This window comes from Variovorax flavidus, from assembly GCF_030317145.1.
Taxonomy (GTDB): domain Bacteria; phylum Pseudomonadota; class Gammaproteobacteria; order Burkholderiales; family Burkholderiaceae_C; genus Variovorax; species Variovorax flavidus.
This window is the reverse complement of sequence record NZ_JASZYE010000001.1, coordinates 365,041-389,179: the sequence shown is the minus strand read 5'-3', so window position 1 is coordinate 389,179 and position 24,139 is coordinate 365,041. Positions and strand designations below refer to the sequence as shown.

Below are 24,139 nucleotides of genomic sequence, written 5' to 3'. Positions count from 1 at the left end.
GGCCGACACCGGCAGGGATTCGGGGAACTCGATTCGAAGTGGGGACGAAGACAAGGCTGGCAGTTCGGGGAAAATCGCCAATTATCTTGCGCCCGGCCTTTCCGCCTCCCCTACCCTGCCAATGTCCACCGTCTTCAACTTCACCTTCGTCCCGTGGTTTCGCTCGGTGGCGCCCTACATTCACATGCATCGCGGCAAGACCTTCGTGGTCGCGATGGCCGGCGAGGCCATCGCCGCTGGCAAGCTGCAGAACATCGCCCAGGACCTGGCCCTGATCCAGAGCATGGGCGTCAAGGTGGTGCTGGTGCACGGTTTCCGCCCCCAGGTCAACGAGCAGTTGCGCGCCAAGGGCCACGAGGCGAAGTACTCGCACGGAATGCGCATCACCGACGAGGTGGCGCTGGACTGCGCGCAGGAAGCCGCCGGCCAGTTGCGCTACGAGATCGAGGCCGCCTTCAGCCAGGGGTTGCCGAACACGCCGATGGCCGGCTCCACGATTCGCGTCATCTCGGGCAACTTCATCACCGCACGGCCCGTCGGCGTGGTCGACGGCGTCGACTTCCAGCATTCCGGGCTGGTGCGCAAGGTCGATGCGGCGGGCATCCGCCGCGCGCTGGATTTCGGCGCCATGGTGCTGATGTCGCCCTTCGGCTTCTCGCCCACTGGCGAGGCCTTCAACCTGACGATGGAAGAAGTCGCGACCAGCGTGGCGATCTCGATCCAGGCCGACAAGCTGATCTTCCTGTCCGAGATTCCCGGGATTCCGCTGGACACCAGCCTGCCGGTCAGCGAGGACAACCCGATCGACACCGAGTTGCCGCTCGACACGGCGAAGAAGCTCCTGGCCTCGCTCTCGCCGGCGCAGCGGCCGACGGACACCGCTTTCTACCTCCAGCATTGCGTGAAGGCCTGCGAGGCGGGCGTCGAGCGCAACCACATCCTGCCGTTCAGCGTGGACGGCTCGCTGCTGCTGGAGGTGTACGTGCACGACGGCATCGGCACCATGGTGATCGACGAAAAGCTCGAATCGCTCCGCGAAGCGACGGCGGACGACATCGGCGGCATCCTGCAGCTCATCGAGCCCTTCGAGCGCGACGGTACGCTGGTGAAGCGCAGCCGCACCGAGATCGAGCGCGACGTCGGCCAGTACACGGTGATCGAGCATGATGGCGTGATCTTCGGCTGCGCGGCGCTCTACCCATACCCCGAAGCGAAGACGGCAGAGATGGCGGCGCTGACCGTGTCGCCCCAATCGCAGGCGCAGGGCGACGGCGAACGCATCCTGAAACGCATCGAACAGCGCGCCAAGGCCCAGGGCCTGGAAAGCATCTTCGTGCTGACGACGCGCACCATGCACTGGTTCCTGAAGCGAGGCTTCCAGCAGGTCAACCCGGACTGGCTGCCCGAGGCGCGCAAGCGCAAGTACAACTGGGACCGCAAGAGCCAGGTGCTGGTCAAGAAGCTTTAACGGCGAGCACACATCACCCGAGGAGAACGCGATGTTTCCATGGCTCTGGTTCTGGTCCCCGACGTTGCACTTTCCGTTCAGCGGCAGCGTGGCGCAGCAGATCGAGCCGGATACGAGCTGGTTCTTCGCGGGGATTCCCGCCTGGGCGGGCAACGGCGATCTGGAGAAGAAGGCCTTCGACGTTGCCAGCTACGGGCGCCAGATCGGCTGGATCACGGAAGTGCTGCTGGCCGACAAGCAATACAAGTCGGTTACGCCGGCCCAGGGTGCCGAATCCCTGGGCAAGCTGGAGAAGGCCTACGACAAGATCGAGGCCGCCAAGAAGCAAAGCCGTGCCGAGATCGCGGATGCGGCGGCCTCGGCCCTCGCCAGGCTGCGGGATGCCGACCCCGACGCCTATGACCGCCTGCTGGCCCTCGCGCCCAGGCCCCGATAATCCAGGCCCATGAATCCCCTGCTCGCCAAACTGCAGCCCTACCCCTTCGCGCGGCTCCGCCAACTCTTCGCGGGCGTCGAGCCGAACCCCGAGTTCACCCCCATCAGCCTGGGCATCGGCGAACCCAAGCACCCCACGCCCGCTTTCATCAAGGAAGCGCTGTCCAACAGCCTGGGCGCGCTCGCCGTCTACCCGGCAACGGCCGGCGAACTCAAGCTGCGCGAGTCGTTCACGGGCTGGCTGCAAACTCGCTATGGGCTGGCGCTGGACCCGGCCACTCAGGTTCTGCCGGTCAATGGATCGCGCGAGGCCCTCTTCGCGCTGGCGCAGACGGTGATCGATCCCGGCAAGTCGCCGGCGCCGGTGGTGCTGTCGCCCAATCCCTTCTATCAAATCTATGAAGGCGCGGCCTTCCTGTCCGGTGCCGAGCCTTATTACGTGCCCAGCGTGGCGGCACGCAACTTTGGCGTCGACTGGGATAGCGTCCCCACCGAGGTCTGGGCGCGCACCCAGCTCGTCTTCGTCTGCTCGCCGGGCAATCCGACCGGCGCCGTGATGCCGCTGGACGAGTGGCAGAAGCTCTTTGCGCTGTCGGATCGCCACGGCTTCGTGATCGCGGCCGACGAGTGCTACAGCGAGATCTATTTCCGCGACGAACCGCCGCTGGGCGGGCTCGAGGCCGCAGCCCGGCTCGGCCGCAGCGACTTCCGCAACCTGATCGCCCTGACCTCGCTGTCCAAGCGCAGCAACGTGCCCGGCCTGCGAAGCGGCTTCGTGGCGGGCGACGCGGCCATCATCAAGTCCTTCCTGCTCTATCGCACCTACCACGGCAGCGCCATGAGCGGCACGGTCGCCGCCGCCAGCATCGCGGCATGGAACGACGAGGCCCACGTGGTCGAGAACCGCGCCCAATACCGTGCCAAGTTCGCCGCCGTCACGCCTCTGCTCGAACCCGTGCTCGACGTTCGTCTGCCCGATGCCAGCTTCTACCTCTGGGCGGGTGTGCCGGCATCGTGGAAAGGCGACGACCAGGCCTTCGCCCGTGCGCTCTACGCTCAATACAATGTGACGGTGCTGCCCGGCAGCTACCTCGCCCGCGACGTGGGCGGCGCCAATCCGGGCCGCGGGCGCATCCGAATGGCGCTGGTCGCCGACACGGCCGAATGCACCGAGGCCGCGCAACGCATCGTGAACTTCATCCAGAACTGAGCTTTTCCATGACCCAACAACTCCAGCAGACCATCGACGCCGCGTGGGAAGACCGCGCCAACATCTCCGCCACCAGCGCACCGAAGGAAGTTCGCGATGCCGTCGATCACGTGATCGCCGAGCTCAACAATGGCCATCTGCGCGTCGCCACCCGTGAGGGCGTCGGCCAGTGGACCGTGCACCAGTGGATCAAGAAGGCCGTGCTGCTGTCGTTCCGCCTCAAGGATAACGAACAGATGCAGGCCGGCTCGCTGGGCTTCTACGACAAGGTGCCCACCAAGTTCTCGCACCTGTCGGCGGGCGAACTGAAGGAAGCCGGCGTGCGCATCGTGCCGCCGGCCGTGGCGCGCCGCGGCAGCTACATCGCCAAGGGCGCGATCCTGATGCCCTCCTACGTGAACATCGGCGCCTACGTCGGCGAAGGCACCATGGTCGACACCTGGGCCACGGTGGGCTCCTGCGCGCAGATCGGCGCCAACGTGCACCTCTCGGGCGGCGTCGGCATCGGCGGCGTGCTGGAGCCGCTGCAGGCCGGCCCGACCATCATCGAGGACAACTGCTTCATCGGCGCCCGCTCCGAAGTGGTCGAAGGCGTGGTGATCGAGGAAAACTCGGTGCTGTCGATGGGCGTGTACATCGGCCAGAGCACGCCGATCTACGACCGCACGACGGGCGAAGTCAGCTACGGCCGCGTGCCGTCGGGCTCGGTCGTCATCAGCGGCACGCTGCCCAAGGACAACGGAAAGTACAGCCTGTACGCCGCGATCATCGTAAAGCGTGTCGACGCGCAAACCCGCGCCAAGACCTCGCTGAACGATCTTCTGCGCGATTAAAAGGAAGCCGGCCGCCTGAGGGGGCGGCACGGTGGATGCCCGTTTCATAACCACACTGAGGAGAAATGCCGATGAACACGATGGAGCGAATTCTTCGCCTGATGGCCGAACGCAAGGCTTCCGACATCTATTTATCGGCGAACTGCCCGGCGCTGATTCGCATCAACGGCAATTGCATGCCGATCAACGCCCAGGTGCTCCCGCCCGAAGCCCCCCTCAGCCTGCTGTCCGAAGTCGTGCATGCGGACCGCATCGCCGAGCTGGAGCGCAGCGGCGAGCTCAACATGGCGATCGGCCTCGACGGCGCCGGCAACTTCCGCATCAGCGCCATGCGCCAGCGCGGCAGCTACGCGGTGGTGGTACGGCACATCGCATCGGTCATTCCGTCCTTCGAGGACCTGAACCTGCCCGAGATCCTCAAGACGCTCGTGATGGAGAAGCGCGGGCTCATCCTGATGGTGGGCTCCACCGGTGCCGGCAAGAGCACGACGCTGGCCTCGATGCTCGACTACCGCAACGAGAACGCGACCGGCCACATCCTCACCGTCGAGGAGCCGATCGAATTCACCTTCACCAACAAGAAGTCGATGGTGAACCAGCGCGACGTGGGGAGCGATACCCAATCGCTCCAGATCGCGCTCAAGAACGCGCTGCGCCAGGCGCCCGACGTGATCCAGATCGGCGAAATCCGCGATCGAGAGACGATGACTGCCGCGATTGCCTATGCGCAGTCGGGCCACCTTTGCGTGGCCACGCTGCACGCCAACAACAGCTACCGGGCGCTGAACCGCATCCTGAGCTTCTACCCGGTCGAAGTGCGCGCCACTTTGCTCGGTGACCTCGGCGGCGCCCTGCGCGCGATCGTGGCGCAACGCCTGCTGCGCACCCCCAACGGTGCCCGCGTCCCGGCGCTCGAAGTGCTGCTGAACACCGCACTGGTCGCCGAGCACATCGGCAAGGGTGACTTCTCGGCTGTCAAGGAAGCCATGGAACAGTCCATGGCCGAAGGGTCACAGACCTTCGAGGAAGACATTGCCCGCCTGATCACCGAAAATCTCGTCACCCGCGAGGAAGGCTTGGCGCAGGCCGACTCGCCGACCAACCTGATGTGGCGCCTGCAGAACCGCAAGGCGCCGCAGACCCGCAGCGAAGAACGCTCCCTCCTCGACCAGGTCGAGGAACCCACCTTCACGGACATCACGCTCGACGTGCGTCTGTGATCCATTTGCCCTCTCGATGTCCCGAACGCTCCAGCTTGCCGAACAACTGATCTCCCGCCCCTCGGTCACTCCGGACGACGCGGGGTGCCAGGAGATCCTCGGCGAACGACTCGCGCGGCTCGGATTCCGGCTCGAGACCATCGAAAGCGGCCCGCCCGACTTCCGCGTGACCAATCTCTGGGCCGTCCGGCCCGGCGCCGCCCCGAGCGGCGCAGGCCGGACGATGGCTTTTGCGGGCCACACCGACGTGGTGCCCACGGGACCACTCGAACAGTGGACCAGCCACCCCTTCACCCCGACCCACCGCGACGGCAAGCTCTACGGCCGCGGTGCGTGCGACATGAAGACCTCGCTCGCGGCCTTCGTCGTCGCGATCGAGGAATTCCTGGCCGCCAAGCCGGATCCGCGCCTCACCCTGGCCCTCCTGCTCACCAGCGACGAGGAAGGCCCAGGCGTCGACGGCACGGTCGTGGTCTGCAACACGCTGGCCGCGCGCGGCGAACGGATCGACTACTGCATCGTCGGCGAACCGACGGCCGTCGAGCGCTGCGGCGACATGATCAAGAACGGCCGACGCGGCACCATGAGCGGCAAGCTCACCGTCAAGGGCGTACAGGGCCACATCGCCTATCCACACCTGGCGAAGAACCCGGTGCATTCGCTCGCGCCCGCGCTGGCCGAACTGGTCGCCATCAATGCGGCCGGCGGCTGGGATGTCGGCAACGAGCACTTCCAGCCGACGAGCTGGCAGGTCAGCAACATCCACGCCGGAACCGGTGCGAGCAACGTGATTCCGGGCGCGGCGGTGGTCGATTTCAACTTCCGCTTCTCGACCGAATCGACGCCCGAATCGTTGCAGCAGCGCGTGCATGCCGTGCTCGACGGCCATGGTGTCGACTACACGATGACATGGACCGTCGGCGGGCTGCCCTTCCTCACGAAGCCGGGCGAGCTGGTCGAAGCGGTGCAGCAGTCCATCCGCGACGAGACCGGCATCGAGACCGAACTGTCGACCAGCGGCGGCACCAGCGACGCGCGATTCATCGCGAAGATCTGCACTCAAGTGGTCGAACTGGGCCCCGTGAACGCGAGCATCCACAAGATCGACGAGCACATCGCGGTCGCCGAGATCGAGCCGCTCAAGAACATCTATCGTCGCACACTGGACAGGCTCGAAGCGCTGCTCCTGGTATGAGCACTGTCATTGAACTGATCGAGGCCGGCGCCAAGCAGCTGGCCGACGCGGGCGTTGCCTTTGGCCACGGGACCGACAACGCCTTCGACGAGGCCGTCTGGCTCGTGCTGTGGCGTCTCGGCCTGCCGCTGGACGAACTCGACGAGGTTGCCGATCGCCCGGTGTCGCCCGCGGATGCGACGCGCATCAATGACCTCTTCAGCCAGCGCATCGAGACGCGCCAACCCGCCGCCTACCTGACCAAGGAAGCCTGGCTGCAAGGCGTGCCCTTCTACGTCGACGAACGCACCATCGTTCCGCGCAGCTTCATTGCGGAGCTGCTGGCCGACGGCAGCATCGATCCCTGGCTGGGCGAACACACGCGCCGCGTCCTCGACCTGTGCACCGGCAACGGCAGCCTCGCGGTGCTGGCGGCGATGACCTACCCGGACATCGCGGTCGATGCGGCGGACCTGTCGACCACGGCGCTCGAAGTCGCGGCCATCAACGTGACGCGGCATCAGCTCGACGAACGCATCACGCTGCTCGAATCCGATGGCCTAGCCAACGTGCGCGGCCCGTACGACCTCATCCTTTGCAACCCGCCGTACGTCAACGCGCAGAGCATGACGGCGCTTCCGGCCGAGTACCGCGCCGAGCCGGAACTGGCGCTGGCCGGCGGCGCCGACGGGATGGATTTCATCCGCCGTCTTCTCGCCGAAGCACCCGCCTGCATGAGCGAATCCGCCGTGCTGGTGCTCGAAATCGGCAACGAACGCGCCAACTTCGAGGCCGCGTTCCCGCAGCTCGAAGTGGTGTGGCTCGCCACCAGCGCAGGCGAAGACCAGGTCCTGCTGGTCACCCGCGAATCCCTCTGACGAAATGCCTGCCAACGCGCGGGCAATGAAATGATCACTCTCAAGAACGTCATCCTGCGCCGCAGCGCCAAAGTGCTGCTCGACGGCGCCAGCGTCACCATCAATCCCGGCGAGAAGGTCGGGCTGGTGGGACGCAACGGCGCGGGCAAGTCCACGCTGTTCGCGCTTTTCAACGGAACACTGCACGAAGACGGCGGCGACTTCTCGCTGCCGAAGCAATGGCGCATGGCGCAAGTCGCGCAGAACATGCCCGAGACCGACGAGCCCGCGACCGAATTCGTGGTCGGCGGCGACACGCGCCTCGTCGAACTGCGCGAGGCGCTTGCCCTCGCCGAAGCCGGCCACGAGGCCGACCCTGACGACCACGACATGGGCATGGCGCTCGCGCATGCCTATACCGACCTGGCCGATGCCGGCGAGCACGATGCCGTGCCGCGCGCCCAGTCGCTGATCCTGGGCCTGGGCTTCAAGGCCCACGAGCTCGACCAGCCCGTCAACAGCTTCTCCGGCGGCTGGCGCATGCGGCTGCAACTCGCCCGTGCGCTGATGTGCCCGAGCGACCTGCTGCTGCTCGACGAACCGACCAACCATCTGGATCTGGACGCGCTCGTCTGGCTCGAATCCTGGCTGCAGAAGTACGCGGGCACGATGATCGTGATCAGCCATGACCGCGAGTTCCTTGACGCCGTGACCGACGTGACCTTGCACATCGATCACGCCAAGCTCACGCGCTACGGCGGCAACTACAGCGCCTTCGAGACGCTGCGCGCCCAGCAGATGGAATTGCAGCAGGCGGCTTTCGCCAAGCAGCAGGACAAGATCGCCCACCTGCAGAAATTCATCGACCGGTTCAAGGCCAAGGCCAGCAAGGCCAAGCAGGCGCAGAGCCGGGTCAAGGCGCTGGAACGCATGGAGAAGGTTGCGCCCCTCCTGGCCGAGGCCGACTTCAGCTTCGAGTTCAAGGAGCCCGGCAACATCCCGAACCCGATGCTGTCGATCAGCGATGCAAGCTTCGGCTATCGCATGGAAGACGAGCCGCCCAAGACCATCCTGCGCGGTGTCAACCGGTCGGTGCTGGCCGGCCAGCGCATTGGCATTCTGGGCGCCAACGGCCAAGGCAAGTCGACGCTCGTCAAGACGATTGCGCGCGAAATGGGTGCACTGGCCGGGACCGTCACCGAAGGCAAGGGCCTGAACATCGGCTACTTCGCACAGCAGGAACTCGACGTGCTGCGTCCGCAGGACACCCCGCTCGAACACATGGTCCGCATGGCGCGCGAGCTGGGCTCCGCCGTCAAGGAGCGCACGGGCGAGCAGGATCTGCGCGGCTACCTGGGCAGCTTCAACTTCAGCGGCGACATGGTGAAGCAGCCTGTCGGCACCATGAGTGGCGGCGAGAAAGCGCGCCTGGTGCTGGCCTTGATGGTCTGGCAGCGCCCCAACCTGCTGCTGCTCGACGAACCCACCAACCACCTCGACCTGGCCACGCGCGAGGCACTCGCGGTGGCGCTCAACGAGTTTGAAGGCACGCTGATGCTGGTGAGCCACGACCGCGCGCTGCTGCGCTCCGTGTGCGACGAGTTCTGGCTGGTCGGCCGCGGCGTGGTCGGCGATTTCGACGGCGACCTGGACGACTACCAGCGCTACCTGCTCGACGAGGCAAAGCGCTTGCGCGAGGAAGCCAAGATCGCCACGCGCGATGCGGCCACTGCGGCAGCGGAGGTAGCGGCGCCACCACCACCGGTTGCCAGCGCCCCCGCGCCCCGCACACCGGAGCCCGCCCCATCAGGCAGGAACCAGCGCAAGCAGGATGCCCAGGACCGCCAGCAGCGCAGCGAACAGGCCAAGCCGATCAAGCGGGAACTCGCGCAGATCGATCAGCGCCTGGCTACAGCGGCGAGCGAGAAGGCGTCGCTCGAAGAACGGCTGGCGCAACCGCTGGCCGCTGCGGACATCGCCGACGCAGGCAAGCGCCTGAAGACGCTGAACGACGAAATCGCCCAACTCGAAGAGCGCTGGTTGGCCTTGTCCGACAAGCTCGAATCGCTCGCCGCTTGATAATTCAGCGGCATGCCCTCCGCCCTCGAACTCGCTCAAGGAGATCCGGAACTCATCGCGGCCATTCGACGCAGCCGGCGGCTGCTCGGCCGGAAGGCGCTGATGGCTGCGGCGGTGGGTGCCGTGCCCATCCCGGGCATCGACTGGGCTGCCGACGCGGCATTGCTGGCGCGGGTGATTCCGCAGATCAGCGCCGAGTTCGGACTATCTGTTACACAAGTTGACAGGCTTGCGCCGTCGGAGCGGGAGCGTATACGGAAGGCAGCCGCCACCGTGGGTGCGCTTCTGGTGGGCCGGCTGGTCACACGCGAATTGCTGGTCACTCTGGCGCGCCACGCCGGGGTGAAGATGACGGCCAAGCAGGCCACCAAGTACGTGCCGATCGTCGGCCAAGCCGTCTCCGCCACGCTGAGCTACGCGGCCATGCGTGCGCTGGGTGAACTGCATATCAAGGATTGCGTGCAGGTGGCGCGGACCCTGCGGCACCTGCTCCCGCCGGCATCGGGCAGTGAACCTCGCGTGGAGTTGGCTGCCCGGCGGCCGTCGCGCATCGGCGGCGTGTGGAATCGTCTCAGGCTGCGTTGAAGGACTCGCCCATCCAACATACCCATGATGCGCTGTTGGACTACCACGACACGAGAAGAATGTCCATCGACCAGCCGATGGATAATGCACAAACTCACGTAATCCAGCGAGGCTGGGTGAGCCCCTAGAGATGAAGGTACGGATCAAGCTAAGGTCCATTCCGCACGACAGAATCCGGAGGAGCGGAAGATGAATGAGACAGACCTTGCAGCGTCGGTAGAGCGCCTGATGGCGCGGGTGGACTATTACCTGCACTGCGAGTTGGACGAAGAGTACGACCACGACCGACCGGACACCGCGCGCCGGTTGCTGGAGGCGGCGTTGCGTCAGGAATTGGTTCGCGCAAGTGCCGTTGGCGTCGTTTCCGCCATTGCGGCCTCCCCCCATCCGCTACTCGACGAAGACGAACATTCGGGCCAGGCCCGAAGCGCATAGACAAAAAAAAGGCCGCATCAGCGGCCTTTTTTCTTGCCCGCTCGCCCCTGAACTCCGGCCCCATGGCCCGGGTTTGCACTAACCATTCTGATTACTATAAAAAACTATATTGGTTATCTTCAATAACAGTATTGGCCCCGTGACAGGCCAATTCACCAGGAGACAACCATGGTGCAAATCAAGTTGGCGGCCCTTCGGCCGACCATGCTGCTGATCAGTACGGCGGCGGTCCTCGCAGCGTGCGGCGGGGGCAGCAGCAACTACGTCCTGCCGCCCACCACCGGAGCAACTCCGCCCGTCGCAGGCCCAGGGACCCCGACGCAGGCACAGCCCGGCAAGCTCCTGTCCTGCGACGATCTCGCATCCAAGGCCGCCCTCGCCGGCACCGTCTATACCTCCGTGACGTCCGTGGCAGCCGGCGGCCTGACCGTCGCCGGCATCAGCACCCCGGTGCCTGCACATTGCCTTGTCAAAGGCAAGATGAACGAACGCACCAGCACCGTCGACGGACAGACCTACGCGATCGGCTTCGAGATGCGCTTGCCGGTCGAATGGAACGGCCGCTTCTTCTACCAGGCCAACGGCGGACTCGACGGCAGCGTGGTGACGGCGACGGGCGGTGTCGGCGGTGGCGGGCCTCTCTCGACTGCGCTGCACATGGGTTTCGCGGTGATCAGCTCGGATGCCGGTCACTCGTCGCCGACGCCCAGCTTCGGACTCGACCCGCAAGCCCGGGTCGACTACGGTTACAACGCCGTGGCGCAACTCACGCCGATGGCCAAGAACCTGATCACCAAGGCGTATGGCCGCGGCCCCGATCGTTCCTACCTCGGCGGGTGCTCCAACGGCGGCCGGCACGCCATGGTGGCGGCCTCGCGCTACGCGGACCTGTATGACGGCTTCCTTGCCGGCGACCCGGGTTTCAACCTCCCGAAGGCGGCAGTGGCGCAACTCTACGGTGTGCAGCAATACGCCACTGTCACGACGGGCCTGACCGGCCAGAACAAGCCTGATCTGCAAACCGCATTCACCCAGGCCGAGCTGAACACGGTGGCCCAGGCTGTCGCGGCGCGCTGCGATGCGCTCGATGGCTTGACCGACGGCATCGTCTCTGACGTCCCGAAATGCAAGACGGTATTCAACCTGGCCACGGATGTCCCCTCCTGCTCCGGAGCGCGCGACGGAACCTGCCTGACCAGCGCACAGAAGACTGCACTGTCTAATGTCTTCACCGGCGCCCGGAACAGCGCGAGCACCGCCATCTACAGCTCTTTCCCCTTTGATGCAGGCATCAACGGGGCCAACTGGCGCCAATGGAAATTTGCCAACTCGCAGGTACTGGACACGGGTGCGGTCGGTTTCGTGTTCAGCACGCTGCCCCTAGGCCCGAGCCGGCCTTCCGGCATCGACTTCGCGCTGGCTTTCAGCATGGACAGCGACGCACCGAGCATCTATGCGGCCAGCGGCATCTACGCGGAGTCTTCCATGTCGTTCATGACGCCCCCGAACCCGACGCAGATGAAGACACTGCGCGACCGCGGCAGCAAGCTGCTGGTCTACCACGGCACCAGCGACCCGGTGTTCTCCTCGGATGACACGACCAACTGGTATGAAGGCCTGCGCGCGAACAACGGTGGCGATGCCTCCAGCTTTGCGCGCTACTTCCCCGTACCCGGCATGAACCATTGCGCTGGTGGCCCGGCAACGGATCAGTTCGACATGCTCTCGCCGCTCGTCGCATGGGTCGAGCAAGGCAAGTCTCCGGATTCCGTGAAGGCAACGGCCCGAGGCGCAGGCGCCAATGTGGTCAACGCCGAAATTCCCGCCACCTGGTCTGCCAGCCGCACGCGCCCCCTGTGCCCCTACCCCAAGGTGGCGACCTATACCGGCAGCAATCCCGAAGACGCGGCAAGCTTCAGCTGCAAGTAAGGCGACCCGTCGCGACGCTGAAGCGGGGGCCGTGCGTCACGGCCTCCCCGCGTCGCCGCCGCGCTTCCTGGCGGAGCTGTCGCCCCAAGCCAGCGAGATCAATCCGAAGATCACCAGCCAGACCACGCCCGAAAAGATCGCGCCACCCCAGTGCATGCCGGTGTCGCAGTTCAAGTCCAGGAACTTCGAGAGGGTGGAGCTTCTGTCGATCGCCAAGGTTGCGAATCGTGCGGGCAGGTAGTAGAGAAACTGCAGCCACTCCAAGAGATCGCTCACGGAGACTCGACCATCCCTGTTGGAGTCGACGATGACCTCGAGCCTCTGGCAGTGATCAGCGAATATGACCATCCTTCACTCCCCGTAAGGAAATTCGCTGGATCATCCCACGCAAAGGGAAGCAGATGTCAGGCGGCGGCCATGACCTCCGGCGAACGCTCGGCCGTACGCTCCATGTGAACCCAGTCAACCAGGTCGCTCGTCGGGTGATAGCCGCGCACCGCCTGCTGCAACAACTCGCGGATGGATTGCAGGTCGTTCGCGTCCACGGCCGTGGTCAACGCCTTCAGGATCACGCTCAGGTCAGGCCAGTCCAGAAAGTCCTCGTGCGCCTTCATGATGCGAGGATGCTTCGTCGGCAAGGGGTTGTCGCCAATCAACAGTTCTTCATAGAGCTTCTCCGCCGGCCGCAGGCCCGTGACTTCGATTGCAATGTCGCCTTCGGGATTCGCGGCATCGCGCACGGTCATGCCGGATAGCTCGACCATTCGACGAGCGAGGTCGCTGATCTTCACTGGCGCGCCCATGTCCAGCACGAACACATCGCCGCCGCTGCCCATGGCACCTGCCTGAAGCACCAATTGAGCCGCCTCGGGAATCGTCATGAAGTAGCGTGTGATTTCCAGGTGGGTCAACGTGATCGGCCCTCCGCGCTTGATCTGCTGGCGGAACAGTGGCACCACCGAACCCGACGAGCCCAACACGTTGCCGAACCGGACCATGCTGAATCGGGTCGTGTCGGGTTTGTTCTCGACCTCGCGGGCCAGCGCCTGCAGAACCATCTCGGCCATCCGCTTGCTCGCGCCCATGATGTTCGTCGGACGCACTGCCTTGTCCGTGCTGACTAGCACGAAGTCGCCCACACCCTGCTCTGCTGCCACACGCGCGGTGACCCAGGTACCAATCACGTTGTTCTTCACGCCTTCGGCCGCGTTGTGCTCGACCAGCGGCACGTGCTTGTAGGCGGCGGCATGGTAGAGCGTCGCCGGGCGCCACGCCCGCATGATTTCGCGCATCCGCTTTTCGTCGCGCACGGAGGCGAGCAGCGGCACCACCCGCACGGCCGGTCCGGCATGGTTCGCAAGCTGAGTCAGCAGTTCAGCATGAATGGAATACAGCGCGAACTCGTTGCTCTCCACCAGCAACAGCGTCCCGGGCCGTGTGCGCACAATCTGCCTGCACAGCTCGCTGCCGATCGAGCCGCCTGCTCCGGTGACCAGCACCACCTTGCCGAGCACGTTCTTGCTCAGCAGGAGGTCGTTGGGAGGCACCGCGTCGCGGCCCAGTAGGTCTTCGATGTCGAGTTCGCGCAGGTCACCGGTTTGAACCCGGCCTTGAGCCAGATCGGTCAGGCTGGGCAGCGTGCGCACCGCGACGCGTAGCCGCAGCAGGCGATCCAGGATCTCATTGCGCCGCTTGCGGGACGCAGTCGGCAGCGCGAGAAGAACGGTGCCGACTTCAAACGCACGGATCCGATCCGCCAGTTCGCTCGGACTGAAGACCGGCAGGCCGCCAACCACACCGCCATGCAAGCGGGAATCGTCGTCCAGGAAGCCGACGACCCGCATGTCGGCATTGCGCGAGACCGCCTGCGACAGCTGCTGTCCGGCCGAACCCGCTCCGTAGATCAGCACGTTCGGCAACCCGTTCATGGACATCAGCTTGCGGTAGCTGCCGCCGAGCCAATAGCCGACGAAAGCGCGCAAAGCCCCAACCGCCACCATCAGCAACAAGGGCTGGATCACACCCAGCGTGCGCGGCACTCCGTTGGTCCCGATCAGAGTGAACACCACGCCAAACAACAGAGCGTAGAGGACCGAGGCGTGCCACACGGCGACAAGCGCGCTGCCACCGCCGTAGCGATAGACGGTGCGGTAGAGGCCGAACACCACGAAAAGCGGCAAGGCGATGACCACCGAGCCGACGACCGCCCACCAGGCGGTGTCGGACGGCATCGTCCAGGCCCCCATGCTCAGCGACAGCGCGAGCCAGACGGTGAGCACGCAAAGGCAAACGTCGACCACCAAGGCGAGCAGGCGCTTGGCGAAGCGCGGTAGCGCCAGCATCGGTGCAGAAAGCCGTTCGAGTGAGCGCCAGCCGAAGATCCAGCCGACAAGGCCACCGATTCCCACTCCGGCGGCGTCGGCACCGAGATCACCCCACTCGGCCATGCGAAAGGATGTGAACGCCTGCAGCACCTCGATCAATACCCCATAGGCCAGGAGACCGGCAAGCACCGCAGGGGCGCGGCCAGGGTATGCAGCCAGGCCCACCAACGCGAGCGTTGCGAAGGCCAGCATGTGGTTGATCTTGTCCCCTTGGGGGGAAGGCAACTGCAACGGCGAGACCGGAGTCATCGCAAGTATCAGCACAGCCACGCCGCAGATCCAGAAGCCGGCACGAACGAATCGCTGCCGGGCGCGTCGGGCGATCATCTGCTGCCAGCGGCTATTGCAGGGATGATTTCGACCGATAGCGTCGAGTCGCACGGCCTCCCTGCGGCCGTCCTTTTTGTTGTGGAACGCATGGATTCGAGAATAGGATGAAGGTGCTCATGCGCACTAGAGGCACCGTCCCGCAACGATGAGCGATACGCCCCGACTCGCTGTTGAAAATTCTTATTGCTGCGACAACAGGCCCATCAAGCGCTTGCCATGTCCAGCACTTGCGCGATGGTGTTGCAGGTCTTCTCGACCTCCGCGCGCGTGAGCGTGGGATGAACGAGGAACATGATGCTCGTGTCTCCGAGTTGCCGAGCGACGGTGAGCCGCGCTTTGGGGCGCCAGGGCGTCGAGTCGAAGGCCTTTTCCTGGTAGACCTCCGAGCACGACCCTTGGTAGCACGGGACGCCGCGCGCGCTGATCTCATGGACGATACGGTCACGACTCCAACCTGGAGCCAATCGCTCCGGCCGGACGTACGCGTAGCACTTGTAGTGAGCATGAAGCGTCTGCCCGTCGTCGTCGGGAAAGGCTGGCACGCGTAGCGCGCCATGCCCACGGCAGACCGCCAGGATCGCTTCAGCGTTCTTCGCGCGTGCAGCACGCCAGGCCGCCATGCGCTGCAGCTGGATGCGGCCGATGACCGCCTGCATCTCCAGCATGCGCCAGTTGGTGCCGAAGCTGTCGTGCACCCAACGGAAGCCCGGCGCGTGCTCGCGCTCGTGCACCGCTTCCCAACTCTTGCCATGGTCCTTGAACGACCACATGGCCGACCAGAGCGTGCGGTCGTTGGTCGTGACCATGCCGCCCTCGCCCCCTGTGGTCATGATCTTGTCCTGACAGAAGCTCCATGCGCCCACATGGCCGATCGACCCGACGCTGCGGCCCTTGTAGCGTGCGCCGTGGGCTTGGGCGCAGTCCTCGATCACCTTGAAGCCATGGGTGCCGGCGAGCGACATGATGCCGTCCAATTCGCAAGGCCAGCCGGCGAGGTGAACACAGATGACGGCCTTGGTCCGAGGCGTGAGGACGCGGGCGATCGTGGCGGCCGACAGGTTGCCGCTGTCCTCTTCCACATCGGCAAACACCGGGGTCGCGCCAGCGTTGATCACACACGAAATGCTGGCGATGAAAGTGCGCGGCGTTACCACGACTTCATCACCCGGGCCGATCTCCAAGGCCTTGAGTGCGACATCGAGCGCCAGCGTTCCATTCGCGAGCGCCACGGCGAATTCGGCGTCGGCCCAGGGGGCGAACTCCTTTTCGAAGGCTCTGGTTTCCTGTCCGGTCCAGTAGTTAACTCGGTTGGAAAGGAGGGTTTGCTGGACTGCGGCAGCTTCTTCGGCGGAAAAGCTAGGCCAGGGGGAGAAAGACGTATTCAACATGACAAATCAACCTTTGAAAAATGGCTTTGCGGGGTTGCCGACCACAGTGACGCCGGGTGGCACATCGCGCGTGACCACTGCGCCCATGCCGACCACGGCACCCCGGCCGATGACCAGAGGTTGACCGGGCTTGCCTTGCTTGATGACAGCGCCGCTGCCGATGTATGCGTGGTCCTCCACGACCACATTGCCGTTGCACCTGACACCCGGCGCGAATGTGACGAAGTCGCCGATCACGCAGTCATGCTCGACATGGCTGTAGAGGTTGGCGTGGAAGTGCCGACCGATGCGAATGTTGGACGTGAGGGTGACGAAAGGACTCAGGATCGCGCCCTCGCCCAGCGTGACCTCGTCCATGACCACCACATTCGTGGCAGCGATGGTCCAGGGCTGCACGCCATCGGCGGCGCAACGCGCGGCCAGCATTGCCCGCACGGTGCTGTTGGCGATAGCAAGCACCACGTGACGCGAACTGGCTTCAGCTTGCAGGAACTCCGCATAGGGCACCACGCGCTGACCGTTCACGACCTGCGCCTCGGGCTGGTCGTCCACAAACACCAGTTGGTTCGGCGCGATGCCTTGGCGCTGCAACTGCTTGCGCGCCACGGGCATTACGCTACGGCCACAGCCGCTGACGCCGTAGACGGCGAAGAGCGGAACGGTCATCGCTCTGGCTCCGCCTGTGAACCGGTGAAACGCGGCATGGTTGCCTCGCCCGCGGCGCTGATGCCGTCGCGCGCGAGCACTTTGCGAATCGTGAGCAACAAGATGCGAATGTCGAGCCAGAGCGAGCGATGGTCCACGTACCACACATCGAGCCTGAATTTGTCTTCCCAGCTCAGCGCATTGCGACCATTGACTTGTGCCCAGCCTGTGATACCCGGGCGCACATCGTGGCGACGCGTCTGTTCGGCGGAATACAGCGGCAAGTATTCCATCAGCAACGGACGCGGTCCGACTAGGCTCATGTCACCCTTGAGCACGTTCCACAACTCAGGCAGCTCGTCCAAGCTAGTCGCGCGCATAAAGCGACCAAAGGGCGTAAGGCGGGCGGCATCCGGCAACATCTGACCATCGAGTCCACGTGCGTCGGTCATGGTGCGAAACTTGTTCATCCGAAACGGCCGACCGCTCAGTCCTGGACGTACCTGGCGAAAGAAGATCGGGCTACCGAGCTTTCGACGCACCTGCCACATAAGGAACAAAAGTGGAAAGCCGAAAAGAATCAAGGCGATGAGGGATAGAAGTATGTCAAATACGCGCTTCATGAATCGGCATCGTTTGCGAGATGTTGACCGTGCGAAACGCTGCTATAGCCACGCGGATTTTTGGATTGCCAACGCCACGCGTCGGCCATCATCTCGGACAAGCCGAGTTGGGCCTCCCAGCCCAACTCGGCCGAGGCCTTTGCCGGATCAGCCCAGCATTCGGCAATGTCGCCGCCTCGGCGCGGGGCAATTTGCCACGACACCGATCTTCCGCTGGCCTCTTCGAAAGCACGAATCATCTGAAGCACGCTGTAGCCCCTTCCGGTGCCCAAGTTCCATACATTCAGACCAGGCTTTCTATCGATGACCGCGAGTGCCTTGAGGTGCCCGTTAACCAAATCCTGCACATGAATGTAATCGCGTACACCGGTACCATCGGGCGTGGGATAGTCGTCGCCGAATATTTGCAATTGCTTGAGTTTGCCTATCGCCACTTGACTAATGTAGGGCAGCAAATTATTCGGAATCCCGTTAGGGTCCTCACCAATCAATCCACTCGGATGGGCACCCACCGGATTGAAATACCGCAAGATCGCAATCCTCCAACGCGCGTCCGACTGGGCTAGATCACGCAACAACTCCTCAACCATGAGTTTAGAACGGCCGTAGGGATTGGTCGGCACGCCTGTAGGACTGGCTTCTCTAATAGGCACCTGAGCACCCTCGCCATACACCGTGGCAGATGAGCTAAACACCAAACGAAAAACTGCCGCTTCGCTCATCGCTTCGCACAGTTGCAACGTACCATTTACATTGTTATGGTAATACAGCAACGGCTGCCGCAAACTGTCGTTGACTGCCTTGAGCCCTGCAAAATGAACAACAGCCTCGATGCGATGCGTCGAAAACACATGGCGCAAAAAATCAGATTCTCGAATATCGCCTTCTAAAAATTTTGGCGTGCGGCCTGCAATTTTAGATACTCGCGCGAGGGACTCCTGAGAGCTATTACACAGATTATCGATCACGACAACGTCATGTCCGGCCTGCAGCAAGGCAAGCGTGGCATGCGAACCAATGTAGCCAGCCCCGCCAGTAACGAGAACGCATGAATTCATCGAATAATTCCCCCGTGAGTAATTGAAATTTCCTTGTAAAACTGGACCATACGCTCCCAGTGCTCCCGTTGCTCAAATCGTTGCCGGATACGCTCTCTAGCTTGCCGCCCCATACCCCGAAGCATTACACCGCTCATTTGCATCGCCTCACCCATGGCGGTACGCAATCCGGCCACGTCGCGTGACGGCACCAACCATCCATTTAGCCCCGGTTCAACTACCTCATTGCATCCGTTGATGTTGGTTGCAATAACCGGAAGCTCCATTGCTCCCGCCTGCAAAATAACGTTGGGAAACCCCTCACGATAACTAGGCAATACCAACGTGTCCGATGCCCGTAATGCCGCGCGGATGTCCTCTAAGAATCCTAATGAGTGAATGCGGCCGTGAGAATTTATGATGTCCACTAGATCATCAGCGATAGGCGCCGACTGATCGACACTACCTACCAGCAGTAAGCGCGCCTTAGATGGCAGTGCCTTAAATGAATGGATCAATTCAAACAGCCCCTTATCCTTGTTCAGGCGCCCGACGAAACAAAATACGAAATCTGCTCCTCCAATACCCAAATTCCCTCTTAGGACCTTCGCAGACTGCTCCACGCCCAATTCCATTGGATCAAAGTGCGCGGTATTGACTCCAGCAATATTTCCGTAACCGATGACGGCAAGTGGCTTACGAGTGATACGAAAGCGGCTCAAATCGCTACGAACTCCCTGCCCTTCAGGCACGACGTGGGTCGCGCACGCGCAGATCAAACGATCGATAAAAATCAACAGCCATCGCATCAAACCACGTGCCGTGGGAAAAATAAGGCCCGTGAATGTATGTACCCGCACGGGCACACGGCATATCCACGAGGCAACCATAGCAATTAATCCCGCTTTCGGCGTATAGGAATGAACGACTTGCGGCCTCGTCCGCAAAAGCACTCTAATCATGCTATACAGGGATCTTAAATCTCTAAACGGATCAATTCCGCGCTTCATCGGCACCTCGTGCACATCGACTCCCTCTCCAGTCGAAATACGTGCAACGGCATCGCCGGGACTTGTGGCCAGATCAATCTCGAAGTAGCGAGCGAGATAGCGGGGCTGATTTTTTAGAATAGTTTCTATCGTTTCGGGCACTGTGGTGCATATTAAAATTCGCGACATCAACCACCTCCCTGCCCTTCAGGGCCCTCTTTCCAATAACAGAAAACAATAGAAGCACAAGAACCGGAGTAAACATCCATTTTTGTCGAACGGCGATCCCCAAATTCGCGGTGGTGGTCGCCAGCATAAACCACGAAAAAATACAATACGTCCAAAGAAATACTCGGCCTTCTTCTAAAGTCCTCCCGCGAGACGTCATCAATTTCCATGCGCCCAAAATGGAAAGCAGCAGCAACGCTACATTTTCGAACGACACTAGCATTGAGGCCAATCCATTGGCCTCAAACGGTAATGGCCTAAACAGATAAGTAAACAACTGCACGGGCAGCATCATTTCGGATATGTCTATGCTGCTGCCTCCTTCCAAGTTATAAGACTGCCTCTCCTCAACAAATTCGAGAAAACTTGCCGCTTCTGCCACACCAGAATACTTCAATGCAAATGGGATCAAAAATGCCGCCACAGTGAATATAGAAGTTCCGACAAAAATCCGACGCTTTAATGAGGCCGTTCGGCTAGATATTATGGAAGCAGCCAAAGAAATTATCATAATCCCCGCCACATGCGGGCGAACAAATAGCATAAACAGGCCAGCAATCACCATCGCTCTCGTACGACGGTTCAAATCCAGGGCCGCCCACAAGGCAAGATTTGCCGCCAAAAATGCAACAGAATCTTTTCCTATCCCAGAAGACCAAAAACTTACCGACGGCAAAAAAATTGCAACCGTCGCTGCCCTACGCATTGCAACAGATTTACCTACGACTATGCATTGCATGCTTCCATGAAACGCAATCAACCCAACCGCACCAAGCACGCCAAAAACCAGACAAGCACCTAAAAATGAGAGCCCCAAATATTGACTTAAAAAATACGTAAAATACTGAATTCCTGACGTTCCAAACGCAAATTCAGCATTTGCCACAAGATTCGAATCGAAGTACATCAACGCATCGCCGCCGAACTCGATTACATACATGGAATATATAATCGAAAATATGGAATGCCATAGATAAATAGTGACCGCCCAACCCGCGCGAACCTTGAAAATCCGGGCAAAACGTGCCGCGAGTCCCAAACCAACGATAAAAACGATTGCAGCACCGAAAACGTGCCATGCCGATGATGCGAGCTCCATCTAAGCCGCTACCTGTGCGATGCGCTCACAGCGCATCGCAATTTTAAAAAATCCCATTTGGATCTTTCGTGCAACCTAAGACACCGAAGCGCGACTGGATTCAACATTCTGTTTACGGACGGTGCGACAAGCGCCGCACGGTTTCCTTAATGTTGGATGCGCGCAGTACGCTGTCCCATGAATATTGGTCTACGTCGCCCGCACGAAAATCAAAACCATCTACAGCGGCCTTCGAGGATAAGCCCTCGAAGGAAAGAAATTTTCCGCCGACTCTTCTTTCAAAATGGTCGACCCACTCATATCTGTTGGTGACGACTCCCAGCCCCAACGCGCAGTACTCTATTACTTTAGTGCTGTCTTGCAGATAATAAGGATACTTGTCGATCGTATAATTAATACCGTATCGTGCACTCGCCATGATTTCGTAAGATCGATCAATATCCACGCGACCAAATAGTTCAACATTTCGAGACCACGGCCCTTTGAATTGCAAGGTGTCTTTTTCAGAATTTCCGACCACAGCGACCGTACACCCCATTGATGCAATTTTGAGTATTGCATCATGCACCCCGGCGCGATTTGTCGATCCGGAATACACAAAATCGAATATTTTGCGCGCGTTCAAGTTCTTCTCCACCAGGGCTTTGTGAAATCCCATCCCTCGAACGTCGTGCGATACCGTCGGAGAAAAGAAAAGGTGTTCACGAACCTTCTCATTGAGAAATAAGTAATGATCACCCCGGATATTTAACAGTCTCTTTAGCAGATTTTTTAGCACGGGAAGCCGGCCGGTTGAGAGCGAATGATATTCGGCAATGACCTTCGATCGGGAAGCCTTCCAAAATGGAAACAAGCCACAGAATAGCAAGATCACGTCAGAATTTGGATCCGCCTCTTTTAGAGATTCATAGTCCCTAACAACAAAATCCGAATCGGCCGTTAAAAAATCCCGATACGCAGCCAACTCAGGGTAAAACGCCTGTGCGCCATGGACGATCCCAACCCTAATCATTTTAGAAAACTCCAACGTTTATATTTCTTTTGCGATAGCAAATCCACAAAACGATTTTCACCAAGACGCTTCCGGTGGAGGTCGAAATCGCTGCGCCCATAACACCTAACTGCGGGATCAGCGCGAGGCAAAGGGCAGCCGATAGACTCAACGCAACAATTTGGGTTATCAGCAGGATCTTTCGATCAAATTCGTGTGTTGCAATGGTCATACCAAACCCAAAGAGGTGCCCCACCCCCTGTCCAAGCAATAGCACGAGAAGCACATTTATCCCATCGGCCAGCATTTCTTCCTCAATGCCATATAGGGAAAAATAGACATGTCCGAGCATCTTCGTGCAAAGCAGCAACGCCGCGGAAATTGCGACTAGCAGAATTGAATATCTCCGAGAAATCGAGGCGATAGTTCCTGAATGGCCACATTTAAGAGCTTTGACCAAATCAGGCGTAATCGTTAAAACAACCGATTGACTTACGTAAGAGATGAGATTCACCGCAGCTTGCGCGACCGCGTATAGGCCCAGTTGCTTGCCGTCTACCATCTTTGCCAAGAAAAATCTGTCCGCCTGGGTGGCGAGCAAAATGAGAACGAGTGCCAGCGTTACTGTGCTGCCGTTTTTAAGCAGAAATAGGCCGCATCGCCGTAAATATCCGATAGCATCAACGAAGCCAAATTCGCTAGCGGGAACATTTTTCTTGAGTGCAAATAATGCCAGCGAGATCAATAACGTCGATGAAATCAGATACGCCGACGTTAGATTTCGAACGTCGCCAGAGGCATCAAAAAGGTGAGAAAAAACCAAGATCAGTAGCAACGGAAGAAGATTTCTAGCCAAATCATCCAACGCTGCATTCAAAATCTGCTTTCCTCTCACAGCGAGAGCCGCTGCCTTTGCTCCGAGGATCGAAAATGGGATAAAGGCAAATACTATTGAACTGAGGTGACCAAGCTCCAGATGCGTGGCGAACATCCACAGCAACGGAGCACATAGTAGGCACAATGACGTATTGACCAATAGCACGGCAGCCATCTTCCCATGACTATCATTATCAGAATGATCCATCATGTAAGAAGTGCTTAACCCCCATGAGGCGATTAGCGCACCAATATTACTCAAAGTGAGCGCAACCGCGAACAGCCCAAATGCAGTCACCCCGTATAGACGGGAAATTATTAATGAAAGTGTGAGGGCGAATACAGCCCCGAGTACTTTTAACCCAAGGACTCCAATTATTCGCGAACGGCCGATCACTCGGCCATCCTCACGGTGTATCTACCGGCCATGCTTTTTTCGAAAACCCCCTGCAGCTTGTAGTAATTGTTGTTATGCAGTATGACTTTTTTCCCCATCAGGCAGCTTGCAATTCCCACGTGCAATCTATCCGTGGTTACAACATCGTACAAGTCGATGATTTGCAAGAATCTTTTGGCAGATCTCAACGAATCATCGTATGTCCCAGCACCAAGACTTGCCATGATCGATAAATCATTTACGAGCCTTCGAGGAGCGGAAAGTTTCTTATTTTTTTCATCATCACAGCGGAAAGCGTCTATTTTTTTTGTGAAATTTGACCTTACTTTATGATAGATAAACGCTCCGTCACGGATCATGTTTTTCCAGTTAAAGTTGGACTTTGATACTTGTGATCGCAATATTTGCTGAACGTCAACGTGAAATGCCATATCGTCGTCTACGGATATATCGACGTCCAACCTAAGCGACGAACAGTAATCTGCCGAGTATTTTTCTCGGCAGACTACTATCGACTGAGCCGGCAGTCCCATCATCACGTCATCAACCTGACGAATTGACTGAGGCAGGATAATGATTTGAATTTTCTTTCCTGAAATTCTTCGAAGGAAATTCGGTGTAGCCGTCCACTCCGGGACGAGCGTCCCGCCACCGGCAACGATTACAACGTCTCCATCACGAAGCTCGTCAACCTGGCTTGGTCCGATCGATCTATAGCGCAGGCCTGTCTTTTTTGCCAAGCTATAGAACCCCATGTTTATCAGGGCATCCCCCGCATTTCCGCCGTTGGGGTAATAGTAGATGTTGTTAGCGCACTTGGTTGCCAAGCTAGAAAGCAGGTCTTCTGTTAAATTCATGTTGCTCCCAGAAATCGGTAAATTCGACACGTATGCGCTCTTGTTGGGAGCAGTTCGGATCGCTTGTTTT

General features: G+C 60.5%; 22 protein-coding genes. 11 read left to right on the top strand and 11 right to left on the bottom strand.

Annotation, left to right across the window (positions count from 1 at the left end):
- The first annotated feature begins 121 nt into the window (after positions 1–121).
- From argA to QTH90_RS01825, 11 genes are all read left to right on the top strand, one after another.
- Positions 122–1,468 (top strand): amino-acid N-acetyltransferase, encoded by a 1,347-nt coding sequence (argA, locus tag QTH90_RS01875; RefSeq protein WP_286662836.1) that lies wholly within the window; start codon positions 122–124, stop codon positions 1,466–1,468.
- Between the two features lie 31 nt (positions 1,469–1,499).
- Positions 1,500–1,904: a hypothetical protein gene (locus QTH90_RS01870; protein WP_286662835.1), complete on the top strand. Its 405-nt coding sequence runs from the start codon at positions 1,500–1,502 to the stop codon at positions 1,902–1,904.
- Between the two features lie 9 nt (positions 1,905–1,913).
- Positions 1,914–3,113, top strand: coding sequence for a succinyldiaminopimelate transaminase (gene dapC, locus QTH90_RS01865; RefSeq protein WP_286662834.1), 1,200 nt, complete (start codon positions 1,914–1,916; stop codon positions 3,111–3,113).
- A gap of 8 nt (positions 3,114–3,121) precedes the next feature.
- The gene (gene dapD / locus QTH90_RS01860) at positions 3,122–3,946 is read left to right on the top strand and encodes a 2,3,4,5-tetrahydropyridine-2,6-dicarboxylate N-succinyltransferase (RefSeq protein ID WP_286662833.1); all 825 of its coding nucleotides are present in this window, start codon (positions 3,122–3,124) and stop codon (positions 3,944–3,946) included.
- Positions 3,947–4,017: 71 nt separating this feature from the next.
- Positions 4,018–5,166, top strand: a complete 1,149-nt coding sequence (locus tag QTH90_RS01855; protein ID WP_286662832.1) for a PilT/PilU family type 4a pilus ATPase — start codon at positions 4,018–4,020, stop codon at positions 5,164–5,166.
- 16 nt (positions 5,167–5,182) lie between these two features.
- Positions 5,183–6,361, top strand: a complete 1,179-nt coding sequence (gene dapE, locus QTH90_RS01850) for a succinyl-diaminopimelate desuccinylase (protein ID WP_286662831.1) — start codon at positions 5,183–5,185, stop codon at positions 6,359–6,361.
- Positions 6,358–7,218 (top strand): 50S ribosomal protein L3 N(5)-glutamine methyltransferase, encoded by an 861-nt coding sequence (prmB, locus tag QTH90_RS01845; RefSeq protein WP_286662830.1) that lies wholly within the window; start codon positions 6,358–6,360, stop codon positions 7,216–7,218. Before dapE ends, prmB begins: the two co-directional genes overlap by 4 nt.
- 30 nt (positions 7,219–7,248) lie before the next feature.
- Positions 7,249–9,276 carry an ABC-F family ATP-binding cassette domain-containing protein gene (locus tag QTH90_RS01840; RefSeq protein ID WP_286662829.1) on the top strand — a complete coding sequence of 676 codons (2,028 nt, stop codon included), beginning with the start codon at positions 7,249–7,251 and terminating at the stop codon, positions 9,274–9,276.
- Between the two features lie 12 nt (positions 9,277–9,288).
- Positions 9,289–9,861, top strand: a complete 573-nt coding sequence (locus tag QTH90_RS01835; RefSeq protein ID WP_286662828.1) for a hypothetical protein — start codon at positions 9,289–9,291, stop codon at positions 9,859–9,861.
- Between the two features lie 189 nt (positions 9,862–10,050).
- A complete protein-coding gene (locus QTH90_RS01830; RefSeq protein WP_286662827.1) occupies positions 10,051–10,296 on the top strand; it encodes a hypothetical protein in 246 nt (81 codons plus the stop codon).
- 168 nt (positions 10,297–10,464) lie between these two features.
- The gene (locus tag QTH90_RS01825) at positions 10,465–12,225 is read left to right on the top strand and encodes a tannase/feruloyl esterase family alpha/beta hydrolase (protein ID WP_286662826.1); all 1,761 of its coding nucleotides are present in this window, start codon (positions 10,465–10,467) and stop codon (positions 12,223–12,225) included.
- Between the two features lie 36 nt (positions 12,226–12,261).
- On the opposite strand, the gene QTH90_RS01820 is transcribed toward QTH90_RS01825, so the two are convergent.
- From QTH90_RS01820 to QTH90_RS01770, 11 genes are all read right to left on the bottom strand, one after another.
- Positions 12,262–12,501 carry a hypothetical protein gene (locus QTH90_RS01820; RefSeq protein ID WP_286662825.1) on the bottom strand — a complete coding sequence of 80 codons (240 nt, stop codon included), beginning with the start codon at positions 12,499–12,501 and terminating at the stop codon, positions 12,262–12,264.
- Positions 12,502–12,629: 128 nt separating this feature from the next.
- Complete coding sequence (locus tag QTH90_RS01815; protein ID WP_286664443.1) at positions 12,630–14,858, bottom strand: VanZ family protein; 2,229 nt, start codon at positions 14,856–14,858, stop codon at positions 12,630–12,632.
- Between the two features lie 284 nt (positions 14,859–15,142).
- Positions 15,143–16,327: a DegT/DnrJ/EryC1/StrS family aminotransferase gene (locus QTH90_RS01810; protein WP_286662824.1), complete on the bottom strand. Its 1,185-nt coding sequence runs from the start codon at positions 16,325–16,327 to the stop codon at positions 15,143–15,145.
- Between the two features lie 6 nt (positions 16,328–16,333).
- Positions 16,334–16,993, bottom strand: coding sequence for an acetyltransferase (locus QTH90_RS01805; protein ID WP_286662823.1), 660 nt, complete (start codon positions 16,991–16,993; stop codon positions 16,334–16,336).
- The gene (locus tag QTH90_RS01800; RefSeq protein ID WP_286662822.1) at positions 16,990–17,595 is read right to left on the bottom strand and encodes a sugar transferase; all 606 of its coding nucleotides are present in this window, start codon (positions 17,593–17,595) and stop codon (positions 16,990–16,992) included. The genes QTH90_RS01805 and QTH90_RS01800 overlap by 4 nt, the downstream gene beginning before the upstream one ends.
- Entirely contained in the window at positions 17,592–18,653 is a 1,062-nt protein-coding gene (gene galE, locus QTH90_RS01795) for a UDP-glucose 4-epimerase GalE (protein ID WP_286662821.1), read from the bottom strand. The genes QTH90_RS01800 and galE overlap by 4 nt, the downstream gene beginning before the upstream one ends.
- Positions 18,650–19,810, bottom strand: a complete 1,161-nt coding sequence (locus QTH90_RS01790) for a glycosyltransferase family 4 protein (RefSeq protein WP_286662820.1) — start codon at positions 19,808–19,810, stop codon at positions 18,650–18,652. Before QTH90_RS01790 ends, galE begins: the two co-directional genes overlap by 4 nt.
- On the bottom strand, positions 19,716–20,948 hold the full coding sequence (locus QTH90_RS01785; protein WP_286662819.1) for a hypothetical protein: 1,233 nt from the start codon (positions 20,946–20,948) through the stop codon (positions 19,716–19,718). The genes QTH90_RS01790 and QTH90_RS01785 overlap by 95 nt, the downstream gene beginning before the upstream one ends.
- Before the next feature lie 112 nt (positions 20,949–21,060).
- Positions 21,061–21,975: a hypothetical protein gene (locus tag QTH90_RS01780; RefSeq protein WP_286662818.1), complete on the bottom strand. Its 915-nt coding sequence runs from the start codon at positions 21,973–21,975 to the stop codon at positions 21,061–21,063.
- Positions 21,962–23,212: a lipopolysaccharide biosynthesis protein gene (locus QTH90_RS01775; RefSeq protein ID WP_286662817.1), complete on the bottom strand. Its 1,251-nt coding sequence runs from the start codon at positions 23,210–23,212 to the stop codon at positions 21,962–21,964. Before QTH90_RS01775 ends, QTH90_RS01780 begins: the two co-directional genes overlap by 14 nt.
- Positions 23,209–24,069, bottom strand: coding sequence for a polysaccharide pyruvyl transferase family protein (locus QTH90_RS01770; RefSeq protein ID WP_286662816.1), 861 nt, complete (start codon positions 24,067–24,069; stop codon positions 23,209–23,211). The genes QTH90_RS01775 and QTH90_RS01770 overlap by 4 nt, the downstream gene beginning before the upstream one ends.
- Between the last annotated feature and the right edge of the window lie 70 nt (positions 24,070–24,139).